The organism is Streptomyces sp. NPDC023838 (genome assembly GCF_040639555.1).
Classification (GTDB): domain Bacteria; phylum Actinomycetota; class Actinomycetes; order Streptomycetales; family Streptomycetaceae; genus Streptomyces.
The window spans coordinates 198,927-219,584 of sequence record NZ_JBFAAD010000006.1 but is presented as its reverse complement, the minus strand read 5'-3'; the positions used below and the strand labels follow the sequence as shown (position 1 = coordinate 219,584).

At 71.3% G+C, this 20,658-nt stretch carries 18 protein-coding genes; 9 read left to right on the top strand and 9 right to left on the bottom strand.

Going from position 1 to position 20,658, the window contains the following annotated elements; genetic code table 11:
• Window positions 1–117: 117 nt before the first annotated feature.
• Window positions 118–918 carry a TNT domain-containing protein gene (locus tag AB0G17_RS10390; RefSeq protein ID WP_361378641.1) on the top strand — a complete coding sequence of 267 codons (801 nt, stop codon included), beginning with the start codon at window positions 118–120 and terminating at the stop codon, window positions 916–918.
• Window positions 919–1,230: 312 nt separating this feature from the next.
• A complete protein-coding gene (gene rph, locus AB0G17_RS10385; RefSeq protein ID WP_361378638.1) occupies window positions 1,231–3,903 on the top strand; it encodes a rifamycin-inactivating phosphotransferase in 2,673 nt (890 codons plus the stop codon).
• A gap of 347 nt (window positions 3,904–4,250) precedes the next feature.
• Here the strand turns inward: rph and AB0G17_RS10380 are convergent, their stop codons facing one another.
• Window positions 4,251–4,856 carry a class I SAM-dependent methyltransferase gene (locus tag AB0G17_RS10380; RefSeq protein WP_361378635.1) on the bottom strand — a complete coding sequence of 202 codons (606 nt, stop codon included), beginning with the start codon at window positions 4,854–4,856 and terminating at the stop codon, window positions 4,251–4,253.
• Between the two features lie 144 nt (window positions 4,857–5,000).
• Between AB0G17_RS10380 and AB0G17_RS10375 the strand changes: the two genes are divergently transcribed.
• On the top strand, window positions 5,001–5,831 hold the full coding sequence (locus AB0G17_RS10375; RefSeq protein ID WP_361378632.1) for an alpha/beta hydrolase: 831 nt from the start codon (window positions 5,001–5,003) through the stop codon (window positions 5,829–5,831).
• On the opposite strand, the gene AB0G17_RS10370 is transcribed toward AB0G17_RS10375, so the two are convergent.
• The 7 genes from AB0G17_RS10370 to AB0G17_RS10340 all read right to left on the bottom strand — a co-directional run bounded on the left by AB0G17_RS10370 (window position 5,818) and on the right by AB0G17_RS10340 (window position 15,604).
• A complete protein-coding gene (locus AB0G17_RS10370) occupies window positions 5,818–7,014 on the bottom strand; it encodes an oxygenase MpaB family protein (RefSeq protein ID WP_361378629.1) in 1,197 nt (398 codons plus the stop codon). The two genes, AB0G17_RS10375 and AB0G17_RS10370, sit on opposite strands and share 14 nt — an antisense overlap.
• Before the next feature lie 87 nt (window positions 7,015–7,101).
• A complete protein-coding gene (locus tag AB0G17_RS10365; RefSeq protein ID WP_361378626.1) occupies window positions 7,102–8,142 on the bottom strand; it encodes a polyprenyl synthetase family protein in 1,041 nt (346 codons plus the stop codon).
• A gap of 1 nt (window position 8,143) precedes the next feature.
• Window positions 8,144–8,425 (bottom strand): hypothetical protein, encoded by a 282-nt coding sequence (locus AB0G17_RS10360; RefSeq protein ID WP_361378623.1) that lies wholly within the window; start codon window positions 8,423–8,425, stop codon window positions 8,144–8,146.
• 206 nt (window positions 8,426–8,631) lie between these two features.
• Window positions 8,632–9,771, bottom strand: a complete 1,140-nt coding sequence (locus tag AB0G17_RS10355) for a serine hydrolase domain-containing protein (RefSeq protein ID WP_361378620.1) — start codon at window positions 9,769–9,771, stop codon at window positions 8,632–8,634.
• Between the two features lie 86 nt (window positions 9,772–9,857).
• Window positions 9,858–13,304 carry a sialidase family protein gene (locus AB0G17_RS10350; protein WP_361378617.1) on the bottom strand — a complete coding sequence of 1,149 codons (3,447 nt, stop codon included), beginning with the start codon at window positions 13,302–13,304 and terminating at the stop codon, window positions 9,858–9,860.
• A gap of 138 nt (window positions 13,305–13,442) precedes the next feature.
• The gene (locus AB0G17_RS10345; protein ID WP_361378614.1) at window positions 13,443–14,870 is read right to left on the bottom strand and encodes an alkaline phosphatase family protein; all 1,428 of its coding nucleotides are present in this window, start codon (window positions 14,868–14,870) and stop codon (window positions 13,443–13,445) included.
• A gap of 176 nt (window positions 14,871–15,046) precedes the next feature.
• Window positions 15,047–15,604: a TetR/AcrR family transcriptional regulator gene (locus tag AB0G17_RS10340; RefSeq protein WP_361378611.1), complete on the bottom strand. Its 558-nt coding sequence runs from the start codon at window positions 15,602–15,604 to the stop codon at window positions 15,047–15,049.
• Window positions 15,605–15,746: 142 nt separating this feature from the next.
• Here AB0G17_RS10340 and AB0G17_RS10335 point away from each other — a divergent pair, with 142 nt between their 5' ends.
• The 4 genes from AB0G17_RS10335 (at window position 15,747) to AB0G17_RS10320 (ending at window position 18,029) form a co-directional block, all read left to right on the top strand.
• Complete coding sequence (locus tag AB0G17_RS10335; protein WP_361378608.1) at window positions 15,747–16,205, top strand: nuclear transport factor 2 family protein; 459 nt, start codon at window positions 15,747–15,749, stop codon at window positions 16,203–16,205.
• Window positions 16,206–16,232: 27 nt separating this feature from the next.
• Window positions 16,233–16,796: a hypothetical protein gene (locus AB0G17_RS10330; RefSeq protein WP_361378605.1), complete on the top strand. Its 564-nt coding sequence runs from the start codon at window positions 16,233–16,235 to the stop codon at window positions 16,794–16,796.
• 97 nt (window positions 16,797–16,893) lie between these two features.
• Window positions 16,894–17,142: a DUF397 domain-containing protein gene (locus AB0G17_RS10325; protein ID WP_361378602.1), complete on the top strand. Its 249-nt coding sequence runs from the start codon at window positions 16,894–16,896 to the stop codon at window positions 17,140–17,142.
• Window positions 17,143–17,636: 494 nt separating this feature from the next.
• Window positions 17,637–18,029, top strand: coding sequence for an SsgA family sporulation/cell division regulator (locus AB0G17_RS10320; protein WP_361378599.1), 393 nt, complete (start codon window positions 17,637–17,639; stop codon window positions 18,027–18,029).
• 37 nt (window positions 18,030–18,066) lie between these two features.
• Here the strand turns inward: AB0G17_RS10320 and AB0G17_RS10315 are convergent, their stop codons facing one another.
• Complete coding sequence (locus AB0G17_RS10315) at window positions 18,067–18,909, bottom strand: helix-turn-helix transcriptional regulator (RefSeq protein ID WP_361378920.1); 843 nt, start codon at window positions 18,907–18,909, stop codon at window positions 18,067–18,069.
• Window positions 18,910–19,053: 144 nt separating this feature from the next.
• On the opposite strand from AB0G17_RS10315, the gene AB0G17_RS10310 reads away from it, so the two are divergent.
• On the top strand, window positions 19,054–19,350 hold the full coding sequence (locus AB0G17_RS10310) for a hypothetical protein (RefSeq protein WP_361378596.1): 297 nt from the start codon (window positions 19,054–19,056) through the stop codon (window positions 19,348–19,350).
• 169 nt (window positions 19,351–19,519) lie between these two features.
• Window positions 19,520–20,650: a hypothetical protein gene (locus AB0G17_RS10305; protein WP_361378593.1), complete on the top strand. Its 1,131-nt coding sequence runs from the start codon at window positions 19,520–19,522 to the stop codon at window positions 20,648–20,650.
• Window positions 20,651–20,658: the final 8 nt, after the last annotated feature.

Genomic DNA, 20,658 nt, shown 5'->3' with positions numbered 1-20,658 from the left:
ACGGGGGGCTCCAAGTGATCGCGGAGCCATTACATGTGAGGCGCGGTCACGTTGTTCATGAAAACTCGTCGCGTCACTCGCTGCGCAACTCGTCGCGCGGCTCCGAGAGGGGACTTGATGGCTGGTCTGATGCATCGCTTCGGCAGGGTACGGATCCTCTTGGGCGCGGGAGCGTCGGGGGCCGCGCTGGTCGCGACGGTGGTGTTCGGCGCCGCACCGGCGCAGGCGGCCGCACCCGGCGGAGGCAGGGCCGCGAGCGCGGGGACCACGTCGCAACCTCAGACGGTCGCGCCCGTCGGGGCTTCGTCGCAACCGGTTGCTCCGGCCGCCTGCTCGGGCACGTACGAGGGCGACGAGCGCCTCGGCCCGCAATACCTGCCGAAGCCCTGGCAGGACCCGGTCGGCCCGCTGGTCCTCGGCTACCACCGCACCGGCCACCTCAGCCCCACGGCGTTCCTCGCCACCTACTGGGACCCCACGGCGGGCAGTTGGAAGTACCCGCCCAACGACGGCTTCGCCAACCGCCCCGACGGCAGCCTCGACAAGCGTCCGGTACGGCTGCGGGTCGGCGAGGACCTGGACCGTTTCGGCTCCGAGTACGGCGCGTTCCTGGCTCCGGCCGGCGCGAGCTACGCACGCCGGGCGCTGCCCCCGCAGAGCCTGATCACCCGCGAGGCGGCGTACCCGTGCGCGTACCACGCGTACGAGGTGACCAAGAGCTTCACCGTCTGGGAGGGCCGGATCGCGCCCTGGTTCGAGCAGCGCGGCGGCGGCGAACAGGTCAAGCTCGACCCGGCGTTCGTCGACCCGGGCGACGGCCAGAAGCTCAATGTGAAGTGGCTGCTTGACCACGGGTATCTGAAGGCGGAGACGAATGTGGCGGCGGCGAGGAGCGCGCTGGCGGGGGTGGCGGGCTGAGCTGAGGAAGCCAGTCGGTTCCCCTGGAAAGGCACAAAGGCAAAAAGGCAAAAGGCAACGGCAACAAAAGGCAATGGCAAGGAGAGCTCTCTCCTTGCCACTCTCAACGTATAGCGCGTCGGGGGGCTTGCCGCAAGGCCCCCGTCACGGCGCAGAATCGTCGTCCGTTGCCACAACCTGCGGAAACGGGGGACACGACGTGTGTGTGTTGTTGAGGACATGCTCGACACGAGCTTCGACGGAGTGGGAGGCGCCGGTCACTCGATCGGTCCCCGCAGTACGGCGGGGCACGGCCGCCTCGGAGGTGTCGCAGTGACCGGGCAGTACGTGGTGGATCTTCAAGAGGTCGATGAGACGCAGGTCGCGGTCGTCGGCGGCAAGGGCGCGCACCTGGGCGGGCTGTCGCGGATCGAAGGCATCCGCGTGCCGGCTGGCTTCTGCGTGACGACGGACGCCTTCCGGCGGATCATGGCGGAAGCGCCGTCGATCGGCGAGCGACTCGATCAGTTGTCGCGCCTGACCCAATGCAATGAAGAGGGGGACGACCGGGAGGCGATCCGCACGCTCAGCGCGCAGATTCGCCGGACCATCGAAGGCATTGCCATCCCGGGCGATCTCGCGGCGGCGATCACCCGCGCGCTCGCCCGAGTCGGTGAGCAAGCCGCCTATGCCGTCCGATCCAGCGCGACGGCGGAGGATCTGCCGACGGCCTCCTTCGCCGGTCAGCAGGACACGTACCTGAACGTCGTGGGGCCGACGGCGATCCTCCAGCACATCAGCCGGTGCTGGGCCTCGTTGTTCACCGAGCGGGCCGTGACCTATCGCCGGCGGAACGGCATCGACCACCGTACGGTCCACATGGCCGTGGTCGTGCAGCGGATGATCTTCCCGCATGCGGCCGGCGTCCTGTTCACGGCCGACCCCGTCACGGGCAACCGGAAGGTCGCCACCGTGGACGCCGGGTTCGGCCTCGGCGAGGCACTGGTCTCCGGCCTGGTGAACCCGGACGTCTTCAAGGTGCGGGACGGCGAAGTCGTCGCCAAGGCGATCGGCGCCAAACAGCGTGCCGTTCACGCCCTGCCTGCCGGCGGTACGCAGGAAGTGGCGATCGACTCGCGGCGGCAGCAGCAGCCGACGCTGACGGATGCGCAAGCCGTGCGGCTCGTACAGCTCGGGCGACGGATCGAAGCGCACTTCGGCCGCCCGCAGGACATCGAATGGTGCCTGGTCGACGACGGCTTCCAGATCGTTCAGAGCCGGCCGATCACGACGCTGTTCCCCGTCCCCGAGGCCGACGACCAGGAGAACCACGTCTACGTCTCGGTCGGTCATCAGCAGATGATGACCGACCCCATGAAGCCCCTCGGGTTCTCCATGTGGCAGCTGACGGCCATGGCGCCGATGCACGAGGCCGGCGGGAGGCTGTTCGTCGACGTCACCCGGCGCCTGGCCTCGCCCACGAGCCGGGCCGGCCTCCTGGACCTCATGGGGAGGGGTGATCCGCTGGTCAGGGACGCTCTGGAGACCGTTCTCGACCGCGACGACTTCGTGCCCTCGCTGCCGGACGCGGGTTCCGGCGGGGCACCGGCCGGTGGGGGACCGGCTGGCGGGGCACCGGCCGGTGGCGCCTCCGTCCCGACCGAGGCCGACCCGGCCATCGTCACCGAGCTGATCGAGCGCAGCCGGGCGTCCCTCGCCGCCCTGGAGCGTGACATCCGGACGAAGACCGGACCGGCGCTGTTCGACTTCCTGCTGGAGGCCTTCGAGGAGCACAAGCGCGTCCTCAGTGATCCGCTGAACCTTCAGGCGATCATGGCGGGGATGGAGGCCACGTGGTGGCTCAACGACAAGCTGCTGGAGTGGCTGGGCGAGAAGAACGCGGCTGACACGCTCACACTCTCCGTCCCCGACAACGTCACGTCCCAGATGGGACTGGAGCTGCTCGACGTCGCCGACGTGATCCGCCGGCATCCAGAGGTCGTGGCGTATCTCCAGGACGTCGAGGACAAGGACTTCCTGGACGAGGGCTCGCTGGACGAGGGCTTCCTGGACGAGTTGCCAAAGCTCGCGGGCGGGAGGGAGGCGCGCGACGCCATCGAGACTTACCTCGACCGGTACGGCATGCGCTGCGTCGGCGAGATCGACATCACGAGGCCACGTTGGCGCGAGCGCCCCACCACGCTCGTGCCCGTGATCCTCGACAACGTCAGGAACTTCGAGCCGGGCGCTGCCGAGCGGCGCTTCGAGGAAGGCCGGCGGAAGGCGCGGAAGAAGGAACAGGACGTGCTGTCGCGCCTGCGGGCTCTGCCGGACGGGGACCGGAAGGCCGACGAGGCCAAGCGGATGATCGACCGGGTCCGAACCTTCATCGGATACCGGGAGTACCCGAAGTACGGCATCATCAGCCGCTACTTCGTCTACAAGCAGGCCCTGCTGGGGGAGGCCGAGCGCCTCGTGCGGGCCAACGTGCTTCCTGAGAAGGAGGACATCTTCTACCTCACGTTCCAGGAACTCCACGAAGTCGTGCGCTCGAACGAGGTGGATGGTCGGCTCATCCAGCAGCGCAAGGACGCGTTCCGGTCGTACCACGCGCTCACACCGCCCCGGGTGCTCACCTCGGACGGCGAGGCCGTCACCGGGGCGTACCGGCGCGACGACGTGCCCGCCGGCGCCCTGATCGGCCTCCCGGTTTCCACCGGGACCATTGAGGGAAGGGCCCGCGTCATCCTTGACATGGCGGACGCCGATCTCGAAGCGGGTGACATCCTGGTCACGCCCTTCACGGACCCCAGCTGGTCGCCCCTGTTCGTGTCCATCGCGGGCCTGGTGACGGAGGTGGGCGGCCTGATGACCCACGGCGCGGTGATCGCCCGGGAGTACGGCTTGCCGGCCGTCGTGGGCGTGGAGCGGGCCACCCGGCTGATCCGGGACGGTCAGCGGATCCGCGTACACGGAACGGACGGGTACGTCGAGATCCTGCCTTGACCGACCGCACCGAGAAGGCCCATCCGTGACTTTCGAGCGAACAACGCCGAGCAGGTGACGGGCAGAGCAGCAGGGCGGTGGCCACCAGAGGCCGGAGCCTCTCACCGGCCCTACTGGCGTATGCGGCGCTCGGAGGTCACCTGGACGCAGTAGCCGGGAGTCGGACAGGTCGCGGACCGGTCTGTGCGGTCGAATGATCGGTACTAGCCGCGCCCGTGGCGGTCTGGTCGCCCCGCTGGAGTCCTGCCGGGCGAGAGCCCTCGTACTGGACGTACGTGGGCTTTCGCCCGGTGCGGCGAGAGTGCGTGCCAGGCGTCGCAGGACAGACGGGAATTTGACGACAGGCCCTAGGACACGGTGAACACCAGCTCCGACCACCGCACCCCAGTCCGTCCATGCAGATCCCCCCGGCCGCCCCGGTGGGCGAGTCGCAGCCCCGCCGCCTCTGCCAGCGCGACCGTCTCGGCCTCCGGTACGTCGAACATCCGCCGTCCGGACGGCACCGGTCCACTGCGTACCGTCATCGCCAGCATGCCGCCGGGAGCGAGCAGCGCGGCCACCGTCCGCATGCCACGGGCGCGTTCCGCGGCGTCCAGGTGCATCCACACCGCCGTGAGCAGGATGAGATCGAACCGCTCGCCCAGCCCGGCCAGCACCGGCAGGTCGGGAAGGGCATCGTCGAGCCAGGTCACTTTCGCATCCGGGTGCAACCGCTCGCCGTGCAGGCGGAGTTCGGCGGTCGGCTCGACCGCCGTGACCGTATGGCCCAGGCGGGCCAGTGCCGCCGCGTCCCGGCCGGTTCCGGCCCCGAGGTCCAGGGCGCGTACGGGCGACGCCGGATAGAGGTGCAGCAGGGCGCCGTGGACCTCCTCGAAGGTCACGCTCTCGTACTGCTCGGCCAGCGCGTCGGCGTCCGTGCTGTACCCCTGCGTTCCCGCGACGGTGTCGTTCACACGGTCAGGCTAGACGATCAGCGTGGTGCGGGCGGCCGGGCATTACCCGCCAGGTAATCGACCAACCAGCCCCGCCCCCCGCATCATTGATCACACAACGCACCGCCGCGCCGAGGCGGTCGCTGACGGGGAGGATCCAGCACCATGCCGTACTTCGAGACCAGCACCGACGGCACCCGCCTGCACTACGTCGACTACGGGCCGCGCGAGGGCCGGACGGTCGTCTTCGTCAACAGCTCCTACTTCGGTACGGAGATGTGGGAGTTCCAGATGCTCGCGCTGGCCGCCGACGGCTACCGGTGCGTCGGGCTCGACCGGCGCGGGCACGGGCGGTCCGACGACGTTTGGGGTGGCTTCGACCTCGACACCCTCGCCGGGGACGTCGGCGCGCTCCTCGAGCACCTCGACCTCACCGACATCACTCTGGTCGGCCACTCCATCGGCACCGCCGAGGTCGTCCGCCACCTCACCCTGCACGGCAGCGGGCGGGTGGCGCGGGTCGCCCTGGTGGCCGGGATGGCACCCGGCCCGGTCCGCTCGGCCGACCACCCCGAGGGCGTCGACCCGGCGCTCATCGCCGCCGGGAACGAGGTCTTCCGCAAGGACCGCCCAGGGTTCTTCGCCAACGGCGCCGCCGCGTTCTTCGCCCTGGACCGCCCCGGCAACGAGGTCTCGCCCGCCCACGTCCAGTACTGGGAGAACCGCTGCGCGGGTGCCACGGCCCGCGCAGCCAACGCCCTCGGCGACCTCGTCGTCACCCTGAACGTCGCCCCCGAACTCGCCAAGATCGACATCCCGGCCCTCGTCATCCACGGCACCCACGACGCGTCCGCGCCGATCGCGCTGACGGGGGAGCGGGCCGCCCGCCTGATCCCGGGCAGCACGTTCCATGTGTACGAGAACGCCGGCCACGGGCTGTTCGTCACCCACGCGGAGCGGCTCACCGCGGACCTGCGGGAGTTCACCAACCGCTGACGGCTCCCGTCCCGTGTCCGGGGAGCCGGGGCGAGAGCGGGGGCGGAGTCCAGCGGTCGGTGCGAGGTTTCGCCGACTCCACGCCGTATGCGCTCTTGAGGTGTTCGGGGATGGCGTACTGCATCACCCGACCGCGGGTGAGTGAGGCGATTTCGAAGCGCGTGGTGAGTTTGCCCAGGTAGTCCAGACCCCAGGCACCCAGGGGTGACACGTCCTCGATGCGCTCCAGGACGCCCAGCAGCGCCGGGCCGAGCTTGACGGCGGAGTCCCAGGCCGAGCGGGGGACCTGGAGCCAGTCTGCCGCCGTGTCGCCGATGAGGAAGCGGATGACGGCGGAGACGACGGGGTCGAAGAAAGTGCCGGGGACCACCTCCTCGTACAGGTCGATGAGCTGGCGGGTCAGCCGTACACCCTCCTCCGAGGGGCCCATGTGGCGGGCCATGTAGAGGTCGGAGAAGTCCCGGGCCGCCGTGAGGTCGGGCGGGACCGCGTCCTGGTCGACGCCGAGCATGGCGCCGACGACGCGCCATGCGTAGTAATAGGCGTCGGCGCCCTCGTTGGAGATGTGGACGCCCAACCGGTCCAGGGCATCCAGCACCTGGATGGAGAACATCATCTGGCCGCCGATCACGTCCTCCTGGCAGATCGGCACCCCCAGCGCCGCCTCGTCCCAGAGCCCCTCACGGCGCAGATGGTGGCGGATCGACGCGTGCAGCAGGCGCACCTTCTGCGCTGCGGGAACGAACCTGCTGCCCGCCTCGAACGCGTCCGGCTGCATCAGGTAGACGGTGAACTGGCCGGTCTCCGCCATGCGTTTGGACGGATACTCCAGGGAATGGGTGGCGCTGAGCAGCTTCGCCACATGCGGGACGACATAGCAGGCCGGCATCGCGGCGAACGACAGCGCGGTGGAGATGTGGACGTTGTTGTCGATGAAGAACAGCCGTGCCCTCTCCATTTCGCCCCAGTCGACCCAGTCCGGTGGCTGCGCGGTGGTCTCCAGGTACTCGCGGGCCACCACGGGCAGCCCCTCGGGGAGCGGCTGCCCGGACTGGTTGAACCACCGCATGAGGGTGTTGAACTTCCCCACCTCGCCGCGTGAGAAGAGCGCCTCCACCGTCGCATCGGCCAGTTCGTCACCCGTGAGCCGAAGCGCGTCCATGGTTACGGGGGTTGAGGTCACCGGGAGTCCTTTCACAGGATGGAGCATGGAATGGCGTATGCCGGACTGGTACGTCATGTACGGAACGGGGGAAGACCGGTCTTCCGGTCATGCCGCGCGGTTGACGGCGGCCGTCACCAACGTGCTGAGGGCCTCGCCCGCCTCCGGGGGCAGAGGTATCCGCCGCAGCGCGGCCGTCGCGGCTTCGACCCGCTCGCTGATCATCCCCTCGACGCGCGCGGGGGCGCCGGACCGCTGCATGATCTCCCGCGCGCGGTCGAAGTCCGCCGTGCCCAGATCGCGCCGGCCGAGGATTTCGTGCAGAACCGTGCGTTCGGCCGGAGTCGCCCCGGACAGGGTGAGGGCGAGCAGCGCGGTCGGTTTGGCGCCCACGAGATCGTCCGTGTTGGACTTCCCGGTCTCCCGGGGGTCGCCGAAGACCCCGAGCAGGTCGTCGCGGAGCTGGAACGCCTCGCCGAGCGGTACCCCGTACGCGCTGAAGACGTCCAGGAGCCGGGCCGGTGCGCCGCCGAGCCTGGCGCCGATGTGCAGCGGGTGTTCCACCGTGTACTTCGCCGTCTTGTAGCGGATGATCTCCAACGAGCTGGTGGGACAGGCGGGTTGCCGCGCGCGCAGGATCTCCAGGCACTCGCCCGCCACGAGTTCACGGGCCAGCGTCGCCCACAGCGGGCGGGCCCGTGCCAGATAGGCGGCCGGCAGCCCGCAGGTGGTGAACAGCTCTCCCGCCCAGGACATCAGCAGATCGCCGACGAGCATGGCCAGCGCCCGGCCGTCCGTGGATCGCTGGTGACCGCCGACCGCGTCCCGGAGTGCGACATGCGCGGTTGGCGCGCCCCTGCGAGTGGCGCTGTCGTCGATGAGGTCGTCGTGCACCACGGCCGCCGCGTGCACCAGCTCCATGGCGGCCGCCGCCTTCACCATGGCATCGCTGTCCGGCTGGCCGCAGGCGCGCCAGCCCCAGTAGCAGAACGCGGCGCGCAGCCGCTTGCCCGCCGCCATCGTGTGCCGCAACTGCTCGACGACCGGAGTCAGTTCGACACCGATGTCGAGTAACGCCACGCTCTCCTCGTCGACGAACTCCCGCAGTACGCGGTCCACGCGCCGCCCGATGTCGGGCTGATCCCGCACCTCAGGCACCGGGCCGCTCGCGTCGCTCGGCGACGCGGCGCGCCACCGCCTCCATGTGTGGCTCGGACGGCGTGGCCATCCGCTTCAGCGCGAGCTCGCCCCGTACCCTCAGTTCCTCCCGGCCGTCGTCCGCCAGTTCCTCCAGGTCGGACCGGCCCAGCACGCCACGTACCCGGTGAATCGCGCTCTCCGCCTGCTCAAGCCCCAAGTCGACCAGTCCGGCGAGGAGTTGGATCGCCTCCTCCCCGGTCCTGCTGTGCGAGCTGTCCCGACGTGTCGTCACATCCGTCGCCCTCTCTGTCCGGCTGTTGCCCCGCGCCATTCCGGTACGGCAAGTTCCAGGGGCACAAGCGCGGAGAGACTGCCCCCACAGGCGGGCAGCCAACCCGGCGGTCACAGGGCCGGCCGACAATCCGTGGCATCCGGGGGAGGCGTACGGGAGCGCCGTGGGGCGCACCGGCGGACTGAGGTCGTGTGCGGTGCAAGCGCTCAGCTCGCGGGCGCCCCACCGATGCCCAGCGCAGCCCGGATCTCCCGAAAGAGCCGCTTGTCCAGGCCGTTCACGCTCATCCTGTTCTTCGTCACGGCGAACGAGAAGCGGTGCGCGGGGTCGGCGGAGGCGGCGCTGCCGCCCGAGCCGTTCGTGCCGAAGCCGCCGTCGGGGGAGCGCACCACCGAGCCCGCGCCGCCCAGCATGAAGCCGTAGCCCTTCAACAACGGGAAGCCCAGGGAGCGGTCCTCGCCGCTCGTCCTCGGGGTCGTCGCCTCCTTCAGGGTGGCCTCCGACACCAGCCGTACGCCGTCGAGCTCGCCGCAGGCCAGCGCCGCGTACACCCGGGCCGCCGCCCGGGCCGTCATCGTTCCGTTGGCGGGGAGCGCGGCCCGGCGGAAGTCGGCGCGGTTGGCCAGCGCGGCCACCGGCAGCACCCGGCGAGGGGCGAAGGCGAAGAACGGCGAGTCCGGCGGCATCCGGTCCAAGTACGCCGACCAGCCGCCGTCGTAGCAGGTGGCGAGCCCGGCCACCAAGTGGTCCGGGACCGAGAACAACAGCGAGTCCGCCACCCCCAGCGGCCCCACCAGCTCCTCCCGCAGCAGCTCGTCGCACGGACGGCCCGTCACCCGGCGCAGGGCCTCCGCGAGCAGTACGCCGTACGTCCAGCCGTGGTAGCCGCTCGCCGTGCCGGGCTCCCACAGCGGCGCCTGCCCGGCCAGCCAGTCGCCGACCGCCGCCACGTCGAACAGCTCCTTCGGGGTCACGTCCGGGGGCAGCTGCGGCAGCCCCGCCGAGTGCGACAGGACGTGGCCGAGAGTGATCTCCGACTTCCCGCGCGCCGCGAACTCCGGCCAGTGGGCGGCGATCGGGGTGCCGTAACCCACCACGCCCCGGTCCACCAGGACCGCCACCAGCGCCGCCGCGATCCCCTTGCCCGTCGACCACGAGGGCACCAGAGTCTCCGCCCCCATCGGTCGTCCGCCCTCCACATCGGCCAGACCCGCCCACGCGTCCACGACGAGTTCCCCGTCGAGGTAGGCGGCCACCTGGACGCCGATCTCCTCGCCGGACGCGATCACCTCGTCCAGGATCTCCTCGGCCCGGGCCTGGGCACCGTCGCACCGTGCGTCCGTCATCCTCGCCGCTCCCCACTCGCGCCGGTGGCCGCCCGCCGCAATGACGCGACGGGCGGCCACCCCCTACGTACCTGCGGACAACCTTCCTACATACGGGCGAATTCCGATCCCGTGATCACCTGGAACGGCAGCCACGTCGACGTGGCCGTGCCCGGCAGGCTGTTCTGGGTGCGCAGCGCCGTCAGCTCGTCGGCCGACAGCGCCTTCCGGGTGATCCGGAACTCGTCGAGCGAGCCGGTCAGCGGGTTGGTGCCGTCCGGCTTGGCGCCCAGCCGGAAGCCGTCCACCGCATAGGTGTCACCCGTGGTCACCGAGCCCGCCGGGGCCGCCGCACTGCCCAGCGTCTGCCCGTCGACGATCAGCAGAAGCTGACCGTCCGCCCGCTCCAGCGCCACGTGGTGCCAGGCCCCGTCGCCGAAACCGGCCGCCGCCGAGGCGTCCTCCGCGGCCACCACCGTGGTCGCCGTGTCCGTCTCGAACGCGGCGTACAACCGGTCCTGCCCGGGCTGGGCCCGCAGCCAGATCTGCCGTTCCGAGGCGCCCGTCCCGTACGCCCACACCAGCACCTGGTCCGGACTGCCGCTGGTGGCCGAGTACTTGAGCCAGGTGCTGAGGGTGAAGTCGGCCGAGCCGAGCGCGGTGGCCGCGCCGTACGGCAGGTCGACGGCGTCGTTCGAGCCGTCGAAGGCGAGCGCGTTGCCGAATCGGCCGGGCATCGTTGTCGCACCGCCGCGCACGAAACCGTGCCCGCAGTGGACCGTGGAGTCCGGGGTCGCCGGACCCGCGGCCGGCCGCACCACGTCCTTGGCGCCCGTGTACTGGTTCTCGAACGACCACCACAGAGCCGGAAGATCGGCCGGGTAGGAACCGGAAGAGCCCGCCGTGGAACCCGCCACCGTCGAGATCTCGGCCGTGGTGAGCGCCCGGTGGTAGACGCGGAACTCGTCCACGTCACCGTTGAGCACGCTCGTGCCGTCCAGCTTCGAGCCGACCCGCACGCCCTGCTGGCCGCTGCCCTGCGCGGGCGTGAGCGAGCCGGTCAGACCGCTCACCGTGACCGGGGTGCGGGCGTCCACGCCGAGCGTGACCTTGTCGGCCGACCGGGTCAGCGTCATCAGGTGCCAGGTGTCGTCCCCGAACCCTGTCGTCGACGTGCTGTCGGGGAGCGCGACCGCCGCCGTGCCGGTGTCCGTCTGCACCCAGGCGTAGAGCCGGTCCTGCGACGGCTGGGCGCGCACCCACAGCTGCGGGCTGCCGCTCCCCGTCCCGTACGCCCACACCAGCGCCTGGTCGGCCGTGGTGGAGCCCGCCGCGTACCGGAACCAGAGGCTGTACGTGAAGTCGCCCGCGCCGACGTCCAGCGTCGGTGAGAACCCGGTCTCGGTGCCCGGGTGGGTGCTGTCGACGGTCGCCGCCAACGACCCGATCCGGCCGGTCGGCAGGGTCGGCACACCGCCGAGCAGGGTGCCACTGGCGCAGTGGCCGGAGACGTCGTCCTCGATGGTGATGCGGCGGCGGTCCGGGACGACCGCCGTGTCGATCACCTGGAAGGGCAGCCGCGCCCCCATCGAACGGGTGGCGGCGTCGGTGTCCAGGGTCGTCGCGTCGGCGCGCACCTGGTCGAGCTGAGGGTCTGTCAAAGCGCTGCGGTAGAGGCGGAATTCGTCCAGGGCGCCGCCGAAGGCGTCGCTCGCCCCGGTGTCCGACTTCGCGCCGATCCGGATCCCCTCCACGCCGTTCTGCGGCGCGTCCGTGACCGAGCCCGACACGCCCGTCGCCGTCCCGGTGACCGTTCCGTCCACGGTGAGCCGGATCTGGGCGCCGGAGCGGATCAGCGCCGCGTGGTGCCACTGGTCGTCCCCGAACGCCACGCCCGACGAGGGGTCGGTGAGCGTGAGCCACGCGCCGCCGCCCGCGCCCTGCACCCAGGCGTAGAGCCGGTCGTCGGCGGGCTGGGTGCGCAGCCACACCTGAGGCTTGGTGCTGCCCTGGCCGTACGCCCAGAACAGCGCCTGCTGCCTGCTCGCGGTCGTCGCCGCGTACTTGAACCACAGGGAGTACGTGAAGTCGCCCGCGCCCGGGTCGATCGTCTTGGCGTACGGCACGTCGGCGTAGTCGCCCGCGCCGTCCAGGACCAGGCCCTGCCCGAACCGGCCGCTGCCCACGGCCGCGTTGCCCTGGAGGTAGGCGTCGTTGGCGTCGGGACCGGAGTCCGGGCTGGTGCGGCCGGCCGTCGGGCTCTTCTGCGCGGAGGGCCTGCCGGTGAAGGTGCCCGGTATGCCGAGCGCCCCCGGCGTGGTCACGTTGAAGCGGATCTCGTCGGCGGAGTTGCTCGGGCCGCCCTCGTAGACCAGACCGAGCTCGCCCGTGTCGAGCTCGGCGAGGTCGGAGTAGGAGGCGCGGTCGTTGCTGATCAGCCCGTTGGACGCCGCCGTCCACGTGGCGCCCTGGTCGGTGGAGTAACGGATCTTCATCAGCTTGCGGTCGGAGGGGTCCGACGGCGCCGAGAAGACCATGGTGTCGCCGGGTGTGCGCTGATACGTCTGGCGCAGGGTGAGCGCCGAGCCCTGCACCTCCGGAGTGATCAGACCCGGGATGACCGTGGAGGCGGGGACGGTGGTGCCGCCGTCGGTGCTCACCGCGCGGGTGCGGTGGTTGACGCTGCCGCCGATCTCGTTGCGGGCCGCCAAGTACACGCTGCCGCCCGGCAGTTCGGTCACCGAGACCTCGCCCGGCTTGACCGCGCCCGCCACGTACGAGTTGGCGGTGGTGCTCGCCTGCCAGGTGGCGCCGTGGTCGTCGCTGTAGAGGACGCCCGCGTAACGCGTGGTCGCGTCCGGGTTCTGGTGGGCGCCGACGACCAGCCGCCCGGCGTGCGCGCCCGCCGTCAGCTGGACGCCGTGCGAGGGGCCGGTGGCGAACCAGCCGGTGTTGGCGCCGGTGAAGGTCGGCAGCGCCTTGGGCGCGCTCCAGCTCACCCCGTCGTCGTCGCTGCGCTGGACCCAGGGGAGCCGGAGCCCCGTCGGCGTCTCCTCGTTGGAGGTGCTCAGCAGGAAGACGGAACCGGTCTCGCGGTCCACCACGGGCGCCGGGTTGCCCCGGGTGAAGGGCGCCGTGCCGTCGGTGGGGCTGCCCTCCAGGACCACGTGGGCGGGGCCCCAGGTGCGGCCGTCGTTGGTGGAGCGGCGCATCACCAGATCGATGTCGCCGCGATCGGCGCAGGTGGGGGACTTGCGGCCCTCGGCGAACGCGAGCAGGCTGCCCGCCTTGGTCTTCACCAGGGCCGGGATGCGGTAGCAGCCGTAGCCGCCCACGCCGGAGCGGAACAGTACTTGCTCGGCGCCGACGAGGGCGCGCGAGGACGGGAGGGGGCCGCTCGCGTACGACGCGGGCGCGGCGAGAAGGAGGGAGACGGCGGCGACGGCGAGGGCGAGCAGCCCTGCGACGGCCCGGCCGGCCGACGGTCCGCACCGTGTGACGCAAGCGCCGCCCGGTGCCGGTGAGTTGTACGGGGTGAACCACATGGAGGTCATGGTGATGATCGTGGGGTAATGAATTCGACCAACGCCCGGTGGCCGGCTGTTGAACGCCGTGTGAAGGTCTGGATATTCCCGGCGGAGCCGCCCGGAACCGGAAGCGACCGGCTCCGGACAGCCTCTGGTCCCACGGGTCTACGTGTGCGGCCGGTGGCCCCTCTCCTGGCGCGGGAACGACTGGTCGGCGCCCGGCAGCTTCGGCTTCGGCAGCGTCGCCACCTCCTTCTTCGCCTCCTCCAGCTGCTCCGCCGTGTTCTGCGGCAGGCGCGGCGGGCGCGGCCGGGCGTGGGTGAAGCGGAACGCCGAGGTGAGGTCGCCGAAGGTGCGGCGCCGCCACTGGCTGATGTTGGGTTCCTCGACCCCGGTGAACTCCTCCAGGAACCGCAGCGCCGAGGTGTGGTCGAACGCCTCGCCCGCCACCCAGCCGCCCACGGTCCAGGGTGAGACGACGATCGCCGGGACCCGGAAGCCACCGCCGATCGGCAGTCCCTGGACGAACTCATCGGCTGTGCCCGCCTCGGGTGTCGGCGGCGGCACATGGTCGAACAGGCCGTCGTTCTCGTCGTAGTTCAGGATGAACGCGGTCTTCGCCCACACCTTCGGGTTGGCGGCGATGGCCTCGATCTTGCGGGCCACGAAGTCCGCGCCCGCCGCCGGCAGATAGTCCGGGTGCTCGGACTGGAAACTCGTCGGCATGATCCAGGAGACCGCCGGAAGCCGGTCGGCCCGTGCGTCGTCCTCGAAGGTGCCCTCGGGCTGCGGGCGCACCCCGCGCTCGTAGAGGTCGGAGCCGGGCGCGGCCGCACGGAAGGTCTGGAACTGCTCCAGCATGTTGCAGCCGTAGTCGTCGTCCTGCTGGTAGACCTTCCAGCTGACCCCGGCCGCCTGGAGCCGCTCGGCGTAGGTCGTCCACCGGTACGGCGTGGGCGCCTTGTTGGTGATGACCGGGCCGCCCAGGGTGCCGCCCGGGTCGATGGTGCCGGTCATCCAGTACAGCCGGTTCGGCCAGGTCGGCCCGAAGACCGAGCAGAAGTAGTTGTCGCAGACCGTGAACGTCTCCGCGAGGGCGAACTGGAACGGGATGTCCTTGCGGGTGTAGTACCCCATCACATACGGCCCGTTGATCCCGTCCGCCTTGCGGTGCGCGGGCAGCCACTGATCCATCTTCCCGCCGTTCCAGGCCGCGTGCTGCACGGACCAGGCGTGGCTGGTGGACGGGATGGCCTGGGCGCTGGAGCGGTGGGTGTCCAGGTGGAAGGGGAGCAGATAGCCGTCGGGGTTGACCTCGTCCGGCTGGTAGAACACCGAACGGCCGTTGGGGAGCCGCAGCGCGTGCGGGTCGTTGAAGCCCCGGACGCCCGAGAGCGTACCGAAGTAGTGGTCGAACGAACGGTTCTCCTGCATCAGCATCACGACGTGCTCGATGTCGCGGATGGAGCCCCGGCGCGGTGCCCCCGCCGCGACCGCCTTCTGCACGCTGGGCGGAAGCAGGGACAGCGCCGCCGCGCCGCCGATCGCGCCCGCCGCCGATCCGAGGAGTCTGCGCCGCGTCAACTCGGCCATGAGGATTGCCTCCTGAGCTGTCGGTGTGGGTCCGTTGTCCTGGACCGCACCGAACATGCTTCCCGGCTCGAAGGGCTGGGCAGTGGGGCAATCGGTGAACACGCCGCCAACACCCGGCGAGCACGCCGCCGGGCGGGGGAGCGGTGGACCCGGACGGGCCCGGTGAGTGGCGGGGGTCAGCCCCGCGCCGCCGCCATCAGCGCGGCCGCCGCCTCGCGGGCCTGGAGTGCGGGATCCTGGCTGTGGAAGATGCCCGCGGTCACCATCGCGCCCTCGGCGAGGAGCGCCAGATGGTCGGCGAGGCGCTCGGGCAGCCCCGCGTCCGCGACGAGCGAGCCCACGTACCCCCGGAAGGCGCTCTTGTGGGCGCGCGCCTGGGCGGCGACGCGTGGGGAGGAGGCGCCGAGTTCGCCGTACGCGTTGATCCATGCGCAACCGCGGAAGCCCGGCTCGCCGAACCAGCGGTGCAGATGGTCGAAGACCGCCAGGATCCGCTCCTCCGGCTCCGCGCGCTCCTCGACGTACTCCGCCAGGCGCCCGCGCCACACCGTGTCCCGGCGCTCCAGATACGCCTCGACCAGCAGGTCCTTGGCGGGGAAGAGGGCATAGAGGCGCTTGAGGGAGACGCCGGAGGAGCTGCGGATCTCGTCCATGCCGACGCTCTGGATGCCCCGCTCGTAGAACAGCGTCCCGGCGGCGTCGAGCACCAGCTCCCGTGCGACTGCGCTGTCCATGCCCTCTCCACTCCTTGAACTGAGAACGATCGTTCTCTAGAGTAGCGGCACGAGCCGGAGAACGGCCGTTCTCCCCACTCCTCGGCGCCAGTTCCTGACCGATTTCACCCGTTCGCTACCGCTTTGACAGGAGAGCCCCGCCATGACCCCTCGTCCGCCCCTTCCCCCCTTCGACCTGCACACCGCCCGGCAGAAGGTCCAGGCCGCCGAGGATGCCTGGAACACCCGCGACCCCGAGAAGGTCTCGCTCGCGTACACCGAGGACTCGCGCTGGCGCACCCGGGACACCTTCGTCACCGGGCGGGCCGAGATCGTCGAGCTGCTCACCGCCAAGTGGGCGCGCGAGCTCGACTACGCGCTGCGCAAGGAGCTGTGGGCGTTCGAGGGCAACCGCATCGCCGTGCGCTTCCAGTACGAGTGCCGGGACGCGACGGGGCAGTGGTGGCGCAGTTACGGCAACGAGCTCTGGGAGTTCGACGAGAACGGCCTGATGGCCCGCCGCGAGGCGAGCATCAATGACCAGCAGATCGGTGAATCGGAACGTCGGATCTTCGGAACACGCCCCGATTCCGAGCGGGGGGTCGCCTTTCCGCTCCGCTGAACAGGCGAATTTTGGAGGGAAGTACCTATGCAGCTCACCAAGCGGGCCGGCCTCGCGGCGATGATGACGTGCATGGCCACGGCCGCGGCGGTCACGCCCGCCGCGGCCGAGTCGTCCGTACCCGTCGCCGTACCGCTGGACGGCCTGGAGACGGTGCTGCCGTTCGAATCCCCCACGGTGAGCGCGGGGGTGCCGATCCCGATGCCGGGCTCGCCGGGCGGCCCGCGGCACGTGGTCGGCTCGCCGATGCCGTCCCCGGTGCTGCCGCGGCTGCCGGTCACCACGGAGGTGCCGTCGACGCTGCTCAAGGCGCCGCTGGCCGATCCGCTCACCGACGACAAGCTCGGCTCGGCGGCCCTGACCACGCCGTGCGCGCCGGTGCGCGCGGAGAGCCCGGGGGCGATTCTCGGCGCGCCCGTCACGCCGCCGCAGGCCGAACTGTTCGGGCTGCCTGGGGCTCGGCGAGCCCCAGGCCGGAGTGCTCGCGCCGACGCTGCACGGCTCGCCCGCCGCCAACCTCGGGCTTGTGTGAGCGGATTCGGTCAGACGCCTCACGCCAGGCGCTCCCCTCGCGCTCCCAGGAGCCGCTAGCGCACCAGGCGTTCATTTGTCAAGGGTACTAGAAATGCGCCGACTCGGGCTCGTAGCGTGCTGAACAGCCCCCACTGCCGCACGAAGGAGCTCTTCCGTGGACCACTCCCGCCTTGTCGAGGTCACTGAATACGTCAACCGCAATGCCCCTCACCTCGCATTCGAGAAGTCGTCATTCAGCGACCTGGACCACTCCAAGGATTGCGTCGGATTCGCCGTGGACGGCGACCGGATCGCCGTGACGCATACGAAGGACGCCGGCGCGCCGGTGCTCCGGTACAGCCGGTCCGAGATCGCCGCCATGGTGCGTGCGGCGAAAGCGGGACAGCTGGACAAGTTCTGCTGATCCGTTCCTTCCCCCAGCCGCCCGCGGCCGCCACCGACGCGGCCGCGGGCGGTGCGCTGTCCCGATCGCGACGCCCCGCTGAACGCAATGTTCCGGCCGATTCGTCCCCGGGGCGACGGGGATTGTGAAGGCTTCATCACAAGGCCGCGCGACCCGCCCCGGAGCCCGCCCCACCGCTGTTGTCTGCGGCGGGGGCGGTGCACCGGCCCGCGGGGCGGGGGGATCGGCCGGCGCCGTACGGGGTAAGTGATCCGTGCGGGCATGCGAATTTGCGACACCGTACGCACAGTTTCCACATCCCCGGGCGAATTTGTTCGCGAAGTCGGTCACTATCACGGCCGTTGAGTACGTCATAGATGCGTATGCCGAACAACGCCCGGCGACCGGCCGCCGGTGACTGTCCCGACGAGGGGGGCGACATGGAAGAGATCTGCGTTCCGTTGTATGTCGAACTACTGCACGAGGGTGATGCCATGACCCCCGTGGAGGCCTTGATGGCTTACGACCCCACCGACCCGCTCGCCGTTTCGGTGGAATTCGTCTGCGGCAATGGCATGCATACGACATGGACCATGGGCCGCGATCTCGTGGCGGAGGGGCTGACCTCCCGCTGCCCGGTCGGCCTCGGTGACGTGCGGGTCTGGCAGTACGGCGAGAACGGGCTGCGGATCCGGCTGCACTCGGACGAGGGCAGCGCGGACCTGCTCGCCGAGATCGAGGACGTCGCGGACTTCCTCTCCCGTACGTATCAACTCGTCCCGGAGGGCAGCGAGCTGGAGGGCTTCGACGTCGACGAGGTGATCCGGCTGCTGCTCGCCACCACACCGGTGCAGGGGCGCTGCTGGTGCGGCCATGAGTACCCGTGCCTGGACCACGGCGCCGAGTAGGGCCGGAGCCCGCTGGTTCCCGCTGTACGGGAGCGTCTCAGCCCCGCTGTGAGGCGCCGAACCGCGCCAGCCGGTCCGCGGTCGCACTCCCCGGCGGAGGGGTGAAGAGCACCAGGCGGTGGTCGCCCTCGGGGGCGAGCAGCACCTGGCAGAACAGGTCGAACGGGCCGAGCTCCGGGTGGAGTACGCGGACCCGGTCGCGTCTGCGCACGGCGACCTCGTGCAGCTCCCACAGCGCCGTGAACTCGGGACTGACGCTCTGCAGACGGGAGATCAGCCGCGCCGACTCCGCGTCGCCGAAGCGGCGGGCCGAGGCCGCGCGCAGGTCCGCCACGTGCAGATGGCTGTAGTAGCTGTGCTCCTCCTGCGGGTACGGGGCGCGGGCGGCCGGTTCGGTGAACCAGCGCCAGACGACGTTGCGGCCGTGCTCGGTGACCGTGCACACCTCACCCAGGAGCTCCCGCGCCATGGGGTTCTGGACGAGCACGTCACCGAGGTCGCTGAGCACCACGGCCGGGGTGTTGGTGAGCTGTTCGAGCAGGTGCAGCAGACCGGGGCTCACCTCCCCGTCGGACGAGTGCGCGGCGGGCGGCCGGTGCCCGGAGAGCAGATACAGATGGTCGCGCTCGTCGTCGTTCAGCCGCAGGGCCCGGGCCAGCGCGCCGAGCATCTGCGGCGAGGGCTGCGGTCCCCGCGCCTGCTCCAGCCGGATGTAGTAGTCGGCGGACATCCCGGCGAGCTGCGCGACCTCCTCGCGCCGCAGTCCTGGGGTGCGTCGGCGCGGCCCCGCGGGCAGTCCGGCGTCCTGCGGGGTGACCCGGTCACGGCAGCGGCGCAGGAAATCAGCGAGCTGGCGGCGGTCAGTCGTCATGATCATCATCATGGCGGAAGCCGGCCGCCGGAACCAGGGACCGGCGGTACCAGGGTCCGCTGGATCCGCGCTCGACCCGTGGCGCGCGTACGCTCCCGGCGGCCCGCAAGGCTGGTGTAAGGCAACCGACAGAGCCACGGCCACGATGAGGTCATGGATTCTGCGAGGGGGAGCCGCGAGCCGGCCGAACGGCTGCTCGTGGAGATCGTGGAAGCGGTGCTGGCCCGCACGGGGGTCGGGCCGGCCACCGGGGGGTCGTGGCGGCTGCGCGAGGGGGAGTTCTGGTGCCATGTCTCGCCGTCGGGCGAAGCCGGGCGTCCGCAGGGCTGGAAGCTGCACGTCGCCGCGGTCCCGCTGGCCGCGCCCCTGGTCCTGGCGCGGGCGGCGGAGATCCTGGTGCGCCACGGGTGCCGCTTCAAGTTCCGCCGGGACCGCCGGCCGGGCCGGTGACCTCGTCTCGCACCGCTACGACCGAGGCGGCGGCGGGAAGTCCCTCACCGCCTACCCCGAAGCGGACGACGCCGGGCTGCGGGAGCTGGCCGCCGAGCTGCACCGGGCGACCCTGGGCCTGCCCGGCCCCGCGATCCTCTCCGACCGGCCGTGCTTTCCGGGCAGCCTGGTGCACTACCGGTACGGGGTGTTCACCGGGGTGCCCGCCCTCGGCGACGACGGCATCCGCGGCGCCATGCTGGTCGCGCCGGACGGCCGGCTGGTCCCGGACCGGCGCCGGGCCTGGTTCGCGCCGCCGGAGTGGGCCCCACGCGACCCGTTCGCCCAGGGCGAGTCCGCCGCCCTGGCGGGGCGGGCTGCCCCGGCCGAGGTGCTGCTCGACGGGCGCTTCCTCGTGCAAGGGGTGATTCGGCACGCCTTCGGGGGCGGAGTCTTCCGGGGCGTCGACGAGTCCACCGGTACGCCCGTGATCATCAAGCAGGCGCGCCGGCACACCGCCGCCACCCTCACCGGCCGCGACGCGCGGGACCTGCGGCGCCACGAGGCGGCGATGCTGGAGGTGTTCGCCGGGAGCGGCTTCACACCGGCCCCGGTCGCGCTCTTCGAGCAGCAGGGGGACCTGTTCCTGGTCCAGGAGGCCGTCGACGGGGTGACGCTTCGTCAATGGGGTCTGGACAGGCTGGAGTTCCGTGAGAACGAGCGGTGGGGGACGCCTGTCGCCGATGCCCTGCGCCGGGCGCGCTCCCTGGCCTGTCTGATGGGGCTCGTCCATGCCGAGGGGTGGGTCCTGCGGGACTTCAATCCCAACAACGTCATGGTCACCGCCGACGGCGAAGTGTGTCTGACCGACCTGGAGATGCTCGCGCGTCCGGGCGAACCCGCCCCGCGCATCCACACCCCCGGATACGCGGCGCCGGAACAGATCGACGCGCCGCGCCACGGCCCCGCCCCCGGCGCGGCGGCCGACCTCTACAGCCTCGGCGCGACCTTCTTCCACCTCGTCACCGGGGTCGACCCGCTGCTCGCCGCCGACGACCCCGGCCCGCGCGGCAATGCGGGCCGGCTCGCCGCCTGGCTCGGCCGCCTCGCTCCCGGCAACGAGGCCGCACACCGCCTCGCCCCGCTCGTCGTGGCCCTGCTCGACGACGACCCGGCCCGCCGCCCCGGCCTCGACGAGGTGCTCGACCGGCTGGCGGAGACCGCCCGCGCCGCCGCCGGGCCCGGTGCCGCCGCGGAGGTGATCAGCCTCGCCGTCACCGAGGCCGATCACCCCCCCCGGCCACGGGAGTACGCGCTCTGACCGAGCCC